The organism is Streptomyces venezuelae (genome assembly GCF_008642375.1).
Taxonomy (GTDB): domain Bacteria; phylum Actinomycetota; class Actinomycetes; order Streptomycetales; family Streptomycetaceae; genus Streptomyces; species Streptomyces venezuelae_G.
Map to the genome: position 1 here is coordinate 2201866 of NZ_CP029194.1, position 13642 is coordinate 2215507.

Consider the following 13642-nt stretch of genomic DNA (forward strand, 5'->3'; position numbering starts at 1 on the left):
CTATAGGTGGGCCGGCCGTGCGTGGGTCAGTTGTGCGTGGGTCAGCCGGCCGGTGTCGCGGCGGCGAGTTCGTCGACCGTGCGGGCGACCGTGCCGAACAGGTCGGAGACCGTCGTCAGGCTCGCCGTCTGGAGCGCTGCGGACGCGAGGACGGTGCCGTCCGGGGCGGCCAGGGGGCGGGTGGCGGTGGCCTCGGCGACCACGGTCGGGCGGTAGCCGAGGTTGAAGGCGCCCTGCGCGGTGAAGAGGACGCACATGTGCGTCATGAATCCGGCGAGGACCAGGTCGGCGCCGGCCCCGACGCCGAGGTCCTTGAGGGTCTGCTCCAGGTCCGTGGCGTGGAAGGCGTTCGGGACCTGCTTGACGACCACCTTCTCGCCCTCCACCGGGGCGACTTCGGCGCTGATCGAGCCGATCTCGGCCCTGATGTCGTAGGGAGTGCCCTCGCCGCCGTCGTTGACGACGTGCACGACGGACGCGCCGGCCGCGCGGGCGGCGGCGAGCAGCCGGGCGCCGGCGGCCACGGCCTCCTCGGCCCCGTCGAGCCGCATGACGCCGGTGCGGTAGGTGTTCTGGAAGTCGATCATGATCAGGGTGGACTCGGCGAGGCGCGGGAGGTCCTGGGGCAGGCCGATCACATCGCGCAGGGTGGTGGACGCGGTCATGGCGAGTTCCTTTCGGTACGTCGGTTCGCGGGTTCGTGGGTTCGTGGGACGTCGGTACGTCGGTTACGGGGCGAGGCGGCGCCGGGCGCCTACGAGAGGTCCTTCTTGGTGCCGTCGGGCGCGAGGTCGACGAGCTTCCCGTCGACGCCCTGCGCCCGGAAGGCCTTCACCAGGGACGCCAGGTCCTCGGAGTAGATGTTCCAGCTGTCGGTGTGGACCGGGACGACCTTGCGGGGGTCGAGGTCCTTCGCCACCAGGGCCGCGTTCCTGGAGGTGAGAGTCAGCGGCGCGTTGTCGAGGATCGCGGGGGTGCGGGCGGCGCCGGCGAAGAGGACGGCCGTGTCGACGGGGCCGATCTCCTTCTTGATCCGGTCCCCGACCTGCTTCGCGACCTTGACCGAGGCGTTGTCTCCGGAGATGTAGGTGGTGGGGACGCCCTTGCCGCTGAGGACGAAGCCGGTGACCTCGCCGTCCGCGCCGCGGTCCACTCCGTCCGGTCCGTGGAGGGCGGGGACGGCGGTGACCGTGACGCCGCCGCCGGAGGTCTTCAGCTCGTGGGTGGCCCAGGCCTTCATGCCCGTGACGTGGTCGCCGAGGCGCTGTCGCGCGCCGGGCGTGGAGAGCACGACGGGCACGGTCCTGAGCAGTTCGCGGCCCTTGTCGTCGAGGTTGTCGTCGTGCTGGTCGTGCGAGAGCAGTACGGCGTCGATCTCGCCGATCCCGTCGACGCCGAACGCCGGGGCCTGGATCTTCTCCAGGCCGCTCTTGTATGTCTTCGGCGCGTCGAAGGTCGGGTCGAGCAGCAGCCGCAGACCGGCGATCTCCAGGATCGTGGTCGGCCCGCCGACGTGCGTGACGGAGAACGCCTTCGCGTCGCCGGCTCCGTACGGGGCTTTCGCGCCGCCGGCGGAGCCCGCGGCGTCCTCGCTGCCGCCGCAGGCCGCGAGGAGGGCCATGCCCGCGGTGGCGGCGACGGCGCCGGTGGCGGCGCGCAGGAACGTCGAACGGTTCATCGGGGATTACCAGCTCTCTGGTTGCGGACGGGCGACGGCGTCCCTGAGGCGGCCACCCTGGGACGTTCATCACGCTAACACATCACGTAATCATCGATAACAACGACGTGTGCGGGAACCTCCCCGGGCGACCCTTGGCGGCCCCGGATGACGCAAACCCCCAGGTCCCGGTGTTAGCGCTGTTATCGTGGGAGCCATGTCGACGGCACGAGAGCGCATCCTGGAAGCCACCGAGGAACTGCTCGCCACCAAGGACGCCCTGGCCATCTCGACCCGGGCCATCTGCGACCGCGCGAAGGTCGGCATGCCCGAGATCTACCGCCAGTTCGGCGACAAGCAGGGGCTGCTGACCGCCGTCGCCGACATCGGCTTCGAGCGCTTCCTCGCCGCCAAGAGGCGCAATCCGCTCACCGACGACCCCGTGGCGGACCTGCGGACGGCCTGGGACAGCCATGTCGCGTTCGCGCTGCGCAACCCGTATCTGTACCGCCTGATGTTCACGCCGACGGGCGACGCCAAGCCGCAGGCGATCAAGGAGGCGCAGGCCATCCTCCTGACGGCCGTGGAGCGCTGCCGGGACGCCGGGCGGCTGCGCATGGCCCCCGAGCTGGCCGGACAGTCGATCCTCTCCGCCAACGTGGGCGTGTGCATGATGGCGCTGTCGTTCCCCGAGCTGTTCGCGGACGACGAGATCTCGCGGGCGGTGCGCGACGCCGTGATCGGCAAGGCCACCGGGGACGAGCGCGAGGACTCCCGGATCGGTACGGCGACGGTCCTCGCCCAGGCCCTGGTCGGCACCCTCACGGGCACCGCACCCGTCGACGCGACCGCCCTCGACCGGCTGACCCGCGCGCTGACGCCGCCGGTCACGCCCCCGGAGGCGTAACGAGTCCCGACCCCGCGGGGCCGAGTCCTGCGGGGCCGAGTCCTGCGGGGCGCGACCGTGCGCGGAAGGTGCGGCGGTACGTGTCCGGGGGCACCCCGACCGTGCGGTTGAAGTGCCGGCGCAGCGTCGTGGCGGTGCCCATGCCGGTCGCCGTCGCGATCGCCTCGACACTGTCGTCGGTGGCCTCCAGCAACTCCTGGGCGCGGCGGATGCGTTGCGTCAGCAGCCACTGCAGCGGGGTGGTCCCGGTCGCCGCCCTGAAGTGGCGCCCCAGGTTGCGCGAGCTCATGCGCGCGCGGCGGGCCAGGTCCTCCACGGTCAGCGGCCGGTCGAGGCGCTCGACGACCCAGGGCAGCAGGGCGGTGAGCGGGTGGTCGTCCTGGGCGGGCACGGGAGCGGTGACGAACTGGGCCTGTCCGCCGGCCCGGTGCGGGGGCACGACCAGGCGGCGGGCGACCGTGTTGGCGACCGCCGAGCCGTGGTCGAGGCGGACCAGATGCAGGCACAGGTCCATCGCGGCGGCCTTGCCGGCGGAGGTGAGCACGGTGCCGTTGTCCACGTAGAGCACGTCCGGATCGACCTCGACCCGGGGGTGGCGGGCGGCGAGGGCCCGGGTGTGCGCCCAGTGCGTGGTCGCGCGCCGCCCGTCGAGGAGCCCGGCGGCGGCGAGGACGAACGCGCCCGTGCACAGGGAGGCCACCCGCGCGCCCGCCTCGTGGGCCGCGCGCACGGCGTCGACGAGCTCGGCGGGCGGTGCCACGTCGACGTCGGCCCAGCCGGGGACGATCACCGTGTCGGCGTACGGGAGGCGGTCGAGCCCGTGGTCGGGCTCCAGTCGGAACCTGCCGACCCGCACGGCTCCGGGTCCGTGGACGGCGAAGTCGTACCAGGGGTCGACCAGATGGGTCAGGTCGGCTCCGAAGACCTCGTACGCGACGGAGAGTTCGAAGTGCAGCATGCCCTCGGTGACGGCCAGCGCGACGGTCTTCATGTCCGTAATTGTACGCAGCATGTCGTTCCGGACACTCACGCCGGCCGCTCATCACCCCGCAAGATGTTCACAGTTGAACAAACGGGCAACGGCAAGAGCGGCAAGCGGGCGGCGGGAGAAGTCGATGACGGCAGGTCAGGCGGTAGCGGTGTTCGGTGCCTACGGGCACACCGGGCGGTTCGTGGTGGCGGAGTTGCTGGACCGGGGGTTCGTGCCGATCCTCACCGGACGCGACGCGGGCAAGCTGGCGGCGCTCGGCGCGGCCCACCCGGGGCTCGCCGTCCGGCCGGCCACGGTCGACGACGCGGCCTCGCTGGACCGCGCCCTGGCCGGCGCGGCCGCCGTGATCAACGCCGCCGGGCCCTTCGCCTCGACGGCTGCCCCGGTGATCGAGGCGGCGCTGCGCGCCGGGATCCCGTACGTGGACGTGGCCGCCGAACTCGAGGCCAACGCCGACACGTTCGCGCGGTTCGCGGAGCGCGCCGCCGAGGCCGGCACGGTCGTGATCCCGGCGATGGCCTTCTTCGGCGGCCTGGGCGACCTGCTGGTCACTGCGGCGATGGGCGACTGGACCTCGGCCGACGAGGCCCATGTCGCGTACGCCCTGAGCAGCTGGCACCCCACCGCCGGAACCCGCAGCGCGGGCACCGTCTCCCGGCAGCGCAGGGAGGGCCGGCGGGCCGTGTTCAGCGAGGGCCGGATGCAGTACCGCGACGACGCTCCGCCGACGACGACGTGGTCCTTCCCCGAACCGATGGGGGTCCGGTCCGTGATCGGCGAGTTCACCATGGCCGACGTCGTCACCGTCCCGAGCCACCTGGCCGTCCCCGAGGTGCGCACCTACATGACGGTCGAGGCGGCCAGGGACGTGGTGGCCCCGGAGACGCCGGCGCCGACCGCGGCCGACGGGTCCGGGCGCTCGGCCCAGACCTTCCTCGTCGACGTCGTCGTACGCTCCGGCGGCGAGGAGCGGCGCGCCACGGCGAGCGGCCGGGACATCTACGCCTTCAGCGCACCGCTCGCGGTGGAAGCGGTCCACCGCGTCCTCGCCGGCCGGATCAGGACGGTCGGCGTCGCCTCCGCCGGTGCCGTCTTCGACGCGCCCGACTTCCTCCGCGCGCTGACCGAGCAGGCTTCGCTGTCCCTCACGTGACCGTCCGGGCTCTCCTCGCCGGTGCCACCGGCCGTCCGGCGCCTGCCCGGCTCCGTTGTTCACCTGCCGGACTAACAAACCGGCTGCTCGGTTTACCGAGTGGTGTCGGGTATGTGTCATCGCCGGACAGCGGGGATCGCGGTCAGTCGGCCACCGGGTCCAGGAGGACGGGGAGCGAGCTGTATCCGTTGACGATGAAGGACCCCATCGGGTCGAGCTCCTCCACCGGGCGGGCCATCGTCATCCGCGGGAAACGCTCCAGGAGCCGGGCCAGGGCGACGGACGCCTCCAGCCGGGCCAGCGGGGCTCCGACACAGTGGTGGACACCGTGGCCGAAGCCGAGACTCTCGCGGCGGCCGGCGCGCATCAGGTCGAAGGTGGCGGCGTCGGCCCCGTGGTGTTCCGCATCGATCCCGGGGGCGGCGAAGGACACCACGATGGGGTCGCCCTTCTTGATCGACACACCGTCCAGGTCGATGTCGTCCACGGCGAACCGCATGGGCGAGAAGGCCGCCGGGTTGTGGGTCCGCATGGTCTCGGCGATGACGTCGTCCCAGCCGGCCCGGCCCGACCGGACGTGCTCCAGTTGCTCGGGACGGGGCAGCAGGGCGGCGAGGGCGTTGACGATCAGCGTGCAGGTCGTCTCCTGGCCCGCCGCGATCATGAGGTACAGGGTGCCGAGGAGTTCCTGCTCCTGGAGCCCCTCGCCGTTGTCGCGGATCTCGATCAGGGCGGACGTCAGGTCGTCACCGGGCTCGGACCGCTTCTCCTGGACGATCTTGCCCAGTATCCCGAAGACCCGCAGCCGTGCCGCGGCCATCTCCTCGCCGCTGACCGTGGTGTCGAAGACGGTGTCCAGGGCGGAGCACAGGGGGTTCCTGTCGGCCTCCGAGACCCCGAACAGTTCACAGATGACCCGCACGGGCAGGATCTTGGCGAACACCGCCCGCAGGTCGGTCTGTTCACCGCCGGGCAGGAGCTCCAGTCCGTCCAGCAGTTCCTCGACGATCGCCTCCACGCGCGGGCGGAGCGCTTCCGTGCGGCGGGCGGTGAACGCTCCCGCGACCAGGCGGCGGAGACGGGAGTGGTCCTCGCCGTAGGCGAAGAGCATGTTCTCGTTCGCCACCCAGGGGTAGAGGGGCCACTGCTCGGTGATGCGTCCTTCACGGAACGCCGGCCAGTGCTTACGGGCGTCCTTGGAGACCCGCGGGTCACCGAGGACCTGCTTGACGTACCGCTGCCGGGTGACTGCCCAGGCGAGGACTCCGCCGGGCAGTTCCACCTCCACCGCTGCGCCCTGCCCCTGCAACATGACGGCCTCGCCGGCGAGGTCACGTCCCAGGACGTCGAGTGCGTAAGGGCATGCAGGTGCTGTCATCGTGCTGTCCCCGTTCGTGTTGGTGTGGTGTGAGCGCGATCCGGTTCCCCCACGGGGACACTCCGCCTTCGGCGTGGGTGTTCCCGTGACGGATCGCGCCGACCGGCTCACGGTGAGGCGAGCTCGGCCTTCTCGTCCCGTAGTCGTACGACTTCCTCGAACACTTCCGCGCCTCGCCCCACGTCGAACTGAAGACGGGCGAGGACCGCGGGTGCCGCGATGGCCGCCATGAGGTTCTGATAGAGGTCGACGACCCGCTCCGGCATGTCCTCGCGCTCCGTCATGATGTTCGACAGCACCTGGACTCCGGTGAAGGCGCCGACGGCCAGCTTGGTGATGGCCTCCACGTCGATGTGCGGCAGGATCTCCCCCGCCTGTTTGGCCGCTTCGAAGAGGCCCTGGGTGTGATCGATCCAGCGCTGCATCGGCACACGCCGGTCCAGGCCGTCCTTGCTCGACCCCTGGTCCACGGTCAGGCGCACGCTGCCGCTGACGATCGGGTCACCCGTCTCCTTCCGGAGGAGATGGGCCAGCAGCATCGCCTCGTCCATGGACTGCTGGAGCTTCAGTTCCCGTTCGGGTACGGCCGGCAGAGCGTCGACCTGTGCGTCCAGGACCCCCTGCGCCAGATCCTTCTTGGACGGGAAATGGAAGTACAGAGCCCCCTTGGTCACACCGGACTGGGTGAGGATGTCGGAGATCGACGCCGCGTCGTACCCGACCTGGTCGAAGACCTCCGCAGCCGCCACCAGCACCGCTTGGCGTGTTCTCACAGCCCGTTCCTGCCGTACCACGGTCCACCTCCAGAGAAAGAAACCATCCGGTATCAATCTTACTCAGGCCTGACGGACCCTTACAGGGCGAACGCTCAGTCACCTCAGACGCTCCAAAAGGGCGTTTATGGACACCCAGTGGTCACGGAGCGCTGCGGTCGACCCTCAGGATAAAACCAGTCAGCCGGTTTTTCAAGCACGTCCTCCTGTTGATTAAACCGGTTGGTAGGTATTTTATGGTCCCATCAATGCTGACAGTGTTCAGAGGGGGACTTTGATCATGAGCATCCTGACCTTCCGCGCCGAGCATCCGGCCCGGGACACGGAGCCGCAGCGCATACCCGAGCAGCGCCGCCCGGAGCGCCGCACGAGCGTCCAACCGGTCGACGGCGCCTCTCGCTTACAGCAGGACCTGACGCACCTGCTCTTCGACCAGGAGGACAGGAACCGCGTCCACGGCACATGGCGGCGCCTGCTCGCCGCGAAGGAGTTCCGCCACCGCGCCGGCCTGTCCACCGGCGCCCGCACGGCCCTCGGGTACGAGCGGCTGCGCATGGTCAACACCCTCGTCGACTCCCCCCTGGACCTCGCGGGGGACGTGCGGTCGCTCGCCGCCCTGCACGAGTGGGTCGGAGTCGCGGACGGAGGCGTGTGCACCCTCGCCAGCATCCACTACAACCTGTTCCTGGGCAGCCTGCTCGACCACCGGAACGGCACCGCCGGCCGCGACCTCTCCGAGTTCACCTCGATGCGCAGCACAGGAACGTTTCTCTGTACGGAGCTTGACCACGGCAACGACGCTGCGGCACTCCGGACCACGGCCGTGCCGGACCCCGAGACGGGGGGCTTCATCCTGCACACGCCGACGCCGGGCGCCCAGAAGTTCATGCCGAACACGAGCCTGACCGGCGGGCCCAAGAGCGCCGTCGTCGCCGCCCGCCTCGTGATCGACGGCGAGGACCAGGGAGTCTTCCTCTTCCTCACCCGGCTGAGCGACCGGAACGGCCACCTTCCCGGGGTCCACGTCCGCAAGCTCCCCGACCGTACCGGCACTCCCGTGGACCACTGCCTCACCGCCTTCGAGCACGTGCGGCTCCCCCGCGAGGCCCTGCTGGAGGGAGCCCACGGCCGCCTCGACGGCGAGGGCCGCCTCGACAGCGAGATCGGCAGCGCGCGCAAGCGTTTCCTCGCGTCGGTCGGCCGTGTCACCGCCGGAAAGCTCTGCATGAGCGCAGGCACCCTCGGCATGTCCCGCGCGGCCCTTGCCATCGCCGTACGCCACGCCCACTCGCGCTACATCAGCGGCCCGAAGCTCGGTGAGCGGGTGCCCCTGGCGGCGCACCGCAGTCACCACGGCCGACTCCTTCACGGCCTCGCCACCGCGTACGCGATGACCTTTCTCCACCGCGCGACGGTGTCCCGCTGGACGGAGCACGCCCCCGAGGAGCGGGCGGACGTGGAGCGGCTCGTCGCCATCGCGAAGGGCTGGATCACCTGGCAGGCCCGGGCCCTGACGACCGAGGCCCGCGAGCGCTGCGGGGCGCAGGGGTTCTTCCCCGTCAACGGCATCTCCGAGCTGACCCAGAACATCGAAGGCGGGATCACCGCCGAGGGGGACAACCTCGTCATCTGGGTGAAGGCCGGATCCGAGATGCTCTTCGGGCAGGACGTGGAGCGCGGTGCCGTCCACCCCGACCTGCCCTCCGACATGTCGCTGACCAGCCTTCACTGCCTCCGCGATCTCCTCGTCGAGGTCGTGGCGCTCTGGCAGACGCGGGCGCGTACGGCGCTGCGTCAGGGTCCCAAGGGCGACCCGCTGGGCCGGTGGAACGAGGCGTCCGGCCCGGCCCTGGAGATGGTCTCGGCCTATGCCGCCCTCAAGGCGGCCGACTCCTTCGTCGAAGCGGTGGCGCGGGCGGAGAGCGACGAGACGCGCGCGCTCCTCGAGCAGCTGTGCCGACTGTTCCTGCTCCGCCAGATCGAGGGTCACACGGGCGATCTGCTCGCGGAGGGCCACGTGAGCGCCGATCACGTCCGCGCGCTCCCCTACCTCGTCAACGGGGTCGTCGCCGGTCTGGCCCCCCACATGATGGCCCTGGCCGACGCCTTCGACCTGCCTTCCGAGTTCCTTCAGGCCGTCCCGATCGCCGCCGGCCGGCGGCTCGGGGACGACGCGGACGAGTGGGCCCGTCCGGCTCCCCTCTGGGAGTGACGCGCCTCGGAGCGGCCCACCGCTCCAGGTGGCCGGGGCCCTCCCACGGGCCCCGGCCGGCCCCGCAGACCGGCTCGTCGGCCGGTCCCGTCGGCCGGCCCCGTCGGCCGGCCCTGTCGGCGGGCCTCTCCTCACGGCACGCCCTAGCCGGCGACCGTCCAGGTGTCGCCGCCCGCGAGCAGCGCTCCCAGGTCGCCCTTGCCGTCCCGCTCGATCGCGGCGTCCAGCTGGTCGGACATCTGGGTGTCGTAGACCGGCCGGTCCACACTGCGCAGCACGCCGATCGGGGTGTGGTGCAGGGTGTCGGGGTCGGCGAGCCGGGACAGGGCGAAGGCCGTGGCCGGGGACGGCGCGTGCGCGTCGTGGACGAGGATCCGTGACTGGTTGTCCTCGGTGACGGCGACGACCTCGAGCTCGCCGGTGACGGGGTCGCGGACGACGCCCTTCGCGCCGTCCGCGCCGAAGCGGATCGGCTGCCCGTGCTCCAGGCGGATGACGGCCTCCTTGGCCTGGTCCTTGTCCTTGAGGACCTCGAAGGCGCCGTCGTTGAAGATGTTGCAGTTCTGGTAGATCTCGACGAGGGCCGTGCCGTTGTGGTCGGCGGCCTGGCGCAGGACCTCGGTGAGGTGTTTGCGGTCGGAGTCGACCGTGCGGGCCACGAAGGAGGCCTCCGCGCCGAGTGCGAGGGACACCGGGTTGAAGGGTGCGTCGAGCGAGCCCATCGGGGTCGACTTGGTGATCTTGCCGACCTCGGAGGTGGGGCTGTACTGGCCCTTGGTCAGCCCGTAGATCCGGTTGTTGAAGAGCAGGATCTTCAGGTTGACGTTGCGGCGGAGGGCGTGGATGAGGTGGTTGCCGCCGATGGACAGGGCGTCGCCGTCGCCGGTGACGACCCAGACGGACAGGTCGCGGCGGGAGGTGGCCAGGCCGGTGGCGATGGCCGGGGCGCGGCCGTGGATGGAGTGCATCCCGTAGGTGTTCATGTAGTACGGGAAGCGGGAGGAGCAGCCGATCCCGGAGACGAAGACGATGTTCTCCTTCGCCAGGCCGAGTTCGGGCATGAAGCCCTGGACGGCGGCGAGGACCGCGTAATCACCGCAGCCGGGGCACCACCGCACCTCCTGGTCGGACTTGAAGTCCTTTGCCGCGAGGGCGGCTTCGGCGCGGGGTACGAGGGACAGGGCCTCAGCGGGCATCGTTGGCCTCCTGGATACGGACCGCGAGCTGCTCGGCCTTGAAGGGCATGCCGTTGACCTGGGTGAAGGACTCGGCGTCGACCAGGTACCTGGCGCGGATGAGAGTGGCGAGCTGACCCAGGTTCATTTCCGGGATCAGCACGCGCTCGTAGCGGGCGAGGACCTCGCCGAGGTTGCGGGGGAAGGGGTTGAGGTGGTTCAGGTGCGCCTGGGCGACGACGCCGCCGGCGGCCCTGACCCGGCGTACCGCCGCGGTGATCGGCCCGTAGGTGGAGCCCCAGCCGAGGACCAGGGTGCTCGCGCCGTCCGGGTCGTCGACCTCGACGTCCGGGACGTCGATGCCGTCGATCTTGGCCTGCCGGGTGCGGACCATGAAGTCGTGGTTGGCCGGGTCGTAGGAGATGTTGCCGGTGCCGTCCTGCTTCTCGATGCCGCCGATGCGGTGTTCGAGGCCGGGGGTGCCGGGGATCGCCCAGGGGCGCGCGAGGGTCTCCTCGTCGCGCTTGTACGGCCAGAAGACCTCGGTGCCGTCGTCCAGGGTGTGGTTGGGGCCCTGCGCGAACTGCGTCCGCAGGTCCGGCAGTTCGTCGAGCTCCGGGATCCGCCACGGCTCGGAGCCGTTGGCCAGATAGCCGTCCGAGAGCAGGAAGACCGGGGTGCGGTAGGTGACCGCGATCCGTGCGGCCTCGATCGCCGCGTCGAAGCAGTCGGCCGGTGTCCTGGGCGCCACCACCGGCACCGGCGCCTCGCCGTTGCGGCCGTACATGGCCTGCAGGAGGTCGGCCTGCTCGGTCTTGGTCGGAAGCCCGGTCGAGGGCCCGCCGCGCTGGATCGCCACGATCAGCAGCGGCAGCTCCAGGGAGACCGCCAGGCCGATGGTCTCCGACTTGAGGGCCACGCCGGGCCCGGAGGTGGTGGTCACCGCGAGCGAGCCGCCGAAGGCCGCGCCGAGCGCGGCGCCGATGGCCGCGATCTCGTCCTCGGCCTGGAAGGTGCGCACCCCGAAGTTCTTGTGCCTGGACAGCTCGTGGAGGATGTCCGAGGCCGGCGTGATCGGGTACGAGCCGAGATACAGCGGCAGGTCCGCCTGGCGGCCGGCGGCGATCAGCCCGTACGAGAGGGCCAGGTTCCCGGAGACGTTGCGGTACGTGCCCGGCGGGAACGCCTTCGCCGCCGGCGCCACCTCGTAGGAGACGGCGAAGGACTCGGTGGTCTCGCCGAAGTTCCAGCCGGCCCGGAAGGCGGCCACGTTGGCCTCGGCGATCTGCGGCTTCTTCGCGAACTTGCTCCGCAGGAACTTCTCGGTGCCCTCGGTCGGCCGGTGGTACATCCACGACAGCAGCCCCAGCGCGAACATGTTCTTCGAGCGGCCCGCGTCCTTGCGCGACAGGGCGAAGTCCTTCAGCGCCTCCACGGTCAGCGTGTTCAGCGGCACGGGATGCACCTGGTACGCGTCCAGCGACCCGTCCTCGAGGGGCGAGGTCGCGTAGCCGACCTTCTGCATCGCCCGCGGGGTGAACTCGTCCGTGTTGACGATGATCTCCGCGCCCCGCGGCAGATCCCCGATGTTCGCCTTCAGCGCCGCCGGGTTCATCGCCACCAGCACGTTCGGGGCGTCGCCCGGGGTGAGGATGTCGTGGTCGGCGAAGTGCAGCTGGAAGCTCGACACCCCCGGCAGGGTGCCGGCCGGTGCCCGGATCTCGGCGGGGAAGTTGGGCAGCGTCGAGAGGTCGTTGCCGAACGAGGCCGTCTCCGAGGTGAAGCGGTCGCCCGTGAGCTGCATACCGTCACCGGAGTCACCCGCGAACCGGATGATCACCCGGTCCAACCTGCGGACTTCCTTCACGTTCACTGTTCTCCTCACCGTGTTGCTTCCCGGAGTCGCTTGGGGCACAGGCGACAGCATCTACCCTGTTCGGTCCCGGACCCCGGTTCAATACGTCCCGGATCAGCCTTCGGTGAGGTTCTTGCGGTGCCCTTCAACTGGGTTCGGAGGGCGTCAGAAGACGGTCAAAGCCGGTGCAGAGCGGAGCCGGGCGCAGGTCCGGCCACACGACCGGGCGCAGGACCGGGCGAACGGCACCAGGGGCACACCCGGCCTGCCGAGTGTGCCCCTGGTGTCGTCATGGAGGAGTGCCCCCACGAGGGTGCCGGGCAGGCACCACTCGTACGGCCGTGCGGGCCTCAGGCGTCGTTGCCCGGGACCGGTTCCTTGCTGTGCGCCTCGACCGCCTTGCGCAGGGCGGCGGCCACGGTCAGCACATCGGCGTCGCTCAGCCCGGGGTGGATCGGCAGGCAGAGCGTCTCCCCGGCGGCCTGGTCGCTGCCGGGGAGCACGGCATCGGAGCCGTAGGTGGGCACCTTGTGCAGCGGGGCGTACCGGAAGGTGGTGTAGATGTCGGCCGCGAGCAGGTCGGAGGCGACCTGGTCGCGGATGGCCGCGCTCATCCGCACCCAGTAGAAGTAGTACGAGGACTCGTGTCCGGCCGGCAGCTCCGGCGGGAGCCGGATGCCGTCGATGTCGGCCAGCTCGGTGTTGTACAGGTCCACGATCTCGCGGCGCCGGTTGATGAACTCGTCGAGCCGGCGCAGCTGTACCTGGCCGATGGCGGCGGTGAGGTCGTTGCCGATGACCCGGCGCCCGATCTCGGGCACCTCCAGCTCCCACCATCGGTGCGAGACCTTGGCGTAGGCCAGCCCGGTCGCCTGCACCAGACCGTGGTAGGCCAGTCGCCTGGCCCGTGCGGCCTGTTCGGCGTCGCGGACGTAGAGCATGCCGCCGTCCCCGGTGATCATGACCTTCGCGGCGTCGAAGCTCCACATGGCCAGATCGCCGAAGGTGCCGACCGCCTTGCCGTCGACGCGGGACGCCGGGGAGCAGGCGGAGTCCTCGATCAGCTGGATGCCGAGGGCGCGGCAGCGCTCCGCGATCTCCACGATGTGACCGGGGTAGCCGCCGTAGTGCAGGACGATCACGGCCTTGGTGCGCGGCGTGACGGCCGCCTCGATGTCCTGCCAGGAGGGGTTGAGGGTCTCCGCGGCCACATCGCAGAAGACCGGGCGCCCGCCGTGGGCGACGATGGCGTTGGCCGCGGCGAGAAAGCTCGTCGACGGCAGCACGACTTCGTCGCCCTCGGACAGGTTCAGCATCTCCATGGCGAGGAAGAGCCCGGCCGTGCCGGAGTTGAGGAAGACCAGCCGGTCCGCTTCGACTCCCAGGTGTTGGGCGAACTCGGCCTCGAACGCCTTGGTGCGCGGGCCGTGCCCCAGCCACCTGCTCTCGAAGATCTCGGCCACGGCGGCGAGTTCCTCCTCGCCCACTTGCGGCTGGAAGAGATTGATCACGTCTGTCTCCTGGATGAGTGGGTCGGGGCG

The 13642-nt window shown here is 70.7% G+C and carries 11 protein-coding genes; 3 read left to right on the forward strand and 8 right to left on the reverse strand.

Annotated elements, in window-relative coordinates; genetic code table 11:
- Nucleotides 1-41: 41 nt before the first annotated feature.
- Nucleotides 42-665 carry an isochorismatase family protein gene (locus DEJ46_RS09760; RefSeq protein WP_150265254.1) on the reverse strand — a complete coding sequence of 208 codons (624 nt, stop codon included), beginning with the start codon at nt 663-665 and terminating at the stop codon, nt 42-44.
- Nucleotides 666-754: 89 nt separating this feature from the next.
- Nucleotides 755-1678, reverse strand: a complete 924-nt coding sequence (locus tag DEJ46_RS09765) for an MBL fold metallo-hydrolase (protein ID WP_150265255.1) — start codon at nt 1676-1678, stop codon at nt 755-757.
- Between the two features lie 196 nt (nt 1679-1874).
- Here DEJ46_RS09765 and DEJ46_RS09770 point away from each other — a divergent pair, with 196 nt between their 5' ends.
- Nucleotides 1875-2564, forward strand: a complete 690-nt coding sequence (locus tag DEJ46_RS09770; RefSeq protein WP_150265256.1) for a TetR/AcrR family transcriptional regulator — start codon at nt 1875-1877, stop codon at nt 2562-2564.
- On the opposite strand, the gene DEJ46_RS09775 is transcribed toward DEJ46_RS09770, so the two are convergent.
- A complete protein-coding gene (locus DEJ46_RS09775; protein ID WP_150265257.1) occupies nt 2545-3555 on the reverse strand; it encodes a helix-turn-helix domain-containing protein in 1011 nt (336 codons plus the stop codon). The two genes, DEJ46_RS09770 and DEJ46_RS09775, sit on opposite strands and share 20 nt — an antisense overlap.
- Before the next feature lie 124 nt (nt 3556-3679).
- Between DEJ46_RS09775 and DEJ46_RS09780 the strand changes: the two genes are divergently transcribed.
- On the forward strand, nt 3680-4708 hold the full coding sequence (locus DEJ46_RS09780; protein WP_150265258.1) for a saccharopine dehydrogenase NADP-binding domain-containing protein: 1029 nt from the start codon (nt 3680-3682) through the stop codon (nt 4706-4708).
- Nucleotides 4709-4850: 142 nt separating this feature from the next.
- On the opposite strand, the gene DEJ46_RS09785 is transcribed toward DEJ46_RS09780, so the two are convergent.
- Entirely contained in the window at nt 4851-6086 is a 1236-nt protein-coding gene (locus tag DEJ46_RS09785; RefSeq protein ID WP_150265260.1) for a cytochrome P450 family protein, read from the reverse strand.
- A 107-nt stretch (nt 6087-6193) separates the two neighbouring features.
- Complete coding sequence (locus DEJ46_RS09790; RefSeq protein WP_411757735.1) at nt 6194-6859, reverse strand: ScbR family autoregulator-binding transcription factor; 666 nt, start codon at nt 6857-6859, stop codon at nt 6194-6196.
- A 280-nt stretch (nt 6860-7139) separates the two neighbouring features.
- Here DEJ46_RS09790 and DEJ46_RS09795 point away from each other — a divergent pair, with 280 nt between their 5' ends.
- Complete coding sequence (locus tag DEJ46_RS09795) at nt 7140-9071, forward strand: acyl-CoA dehydrogenase (protein WP_150265263.1); 1932 nt, start codon at nt 7140-7142, stop codon at nt 9069-9071.
- A gap of 143 nt (nt 9072-9214) precedes the next feature.
- Here DEJ46_RS09795 and DEJ46_RS09800 read toward each other — a convergent pair whose 3' ends face one another.
- The 3 genes from DEJ46_RS09800 to DEJ46_RS09810 all read right to left on the reverse strand — a co-directional run bounded on the left by DEJ46_RS09800 (nt 9215) and on the right by DEJ46_RS09810 (nt 13612).
- A complete protein-coding gene (locus tag DEJ46_RS09800) occupies nt 9215-10267 on the reverse strand; it encodes a 2-oxoacid:ferredoxin oxidoreductase subunit beta (protein WP_150265265.1) in 1053 nt (350 codons plus the stop codon).
- Entirely contained in the window at nt 10257-12173 is a 1917-nt protein-coding gene (locus DEJ46_RS09805; RefSeq protein WP_411757736.1) for a 2-oxoacid:acceptor oxidoreductase subunit alpha, read from the reverse strand. The genes DEJ46_RS09800 and DEJ46_RS09805 overlap by 11 nt, the downstream gene beginning before the upstream one ends.
- Before the next feature lie 278 nt (nt 12174-12451).
- Nucleotides 12452-13612, reverse strand: coding sequence for a DegT/DnrJ/EryC1/StrS family aminotransferase (locus DEJ46_RS09810; RefSeq protein ID WP_190622535.1), 1161 nt, complete (start codon nt 13610-13612; stop codon nt 12452-12454).
- Nucleotides 13613-13642 lie beyond the last annotated feature (30 nt).

Bases quoted from the DNA above. Each gene is read 5' to 3' on its own strand.
- DEJ46_RS09765 (WP_150265255.1), bottom strand. From the start codon at position 1,678: ATGAACCGTTCGACGTTCCTGCGCGCCGCCACCGGCGCCGTCGCCGCC.
- DEJ46_RS09795 (WP_150265263.1), top strand. From the start codon at position 7,140: ATGAGCATCCTGACCTTCCGCGCCGAGCATCCGGCCCGGGACACGGAG.
- DEJ46_RS09785 (WP_150265260.1), bottom strand. From the start codon at position 6,086: ATGACAGCACCTGCATGCCCTTACGCACTCGACGTCCTGGGACGTGAC.
- DEJ46_RS09775 (WP_150265257.1), bottom strand. From the start codon at position 3,555: ATGAAGACCGTCGCGCTGGCCGTCACCGAGGGCATGCTGCACTTCGAA.
- DEJ46_RS09805 (WP_411757736.1), bottom strand. From the start codon at position 12,173: ATGCTGTCGCCTGTGCCCCAAGCGACTCCGGGAAGCAACACGGTGAGG.
- DEJ46_RS09780 (WP_150265258.1), top strand. From the start codon at position 3,680: ATGACGGCAGGTCAGGCGGTAGCGGTGTTCGGTGCCTACGGGCACACC.
- DEJ46_RS09770 (WP_150265256.1), top strand. From the start codon at position 1,875: ATGTCGACGGCACGAGAGCGCATCCTGGAAGCCACCGAGGAACTGCTC.
- DEJ46_RS09760 (WP_150265254.1), bottom strand. From the start codon at position 665: ATGACCGCGTCCACCACCCTGCGCGATGTGATCGGCCTGCCCCAGGAC.
- DEJ46_RS09800 (WP_150265265.1), bottom strand. From the start codon at position 10,267: ATGCCCGCTGAGGCCCTGTCCCTCGTACCCCGCGCCGAAGCCGCCCTC.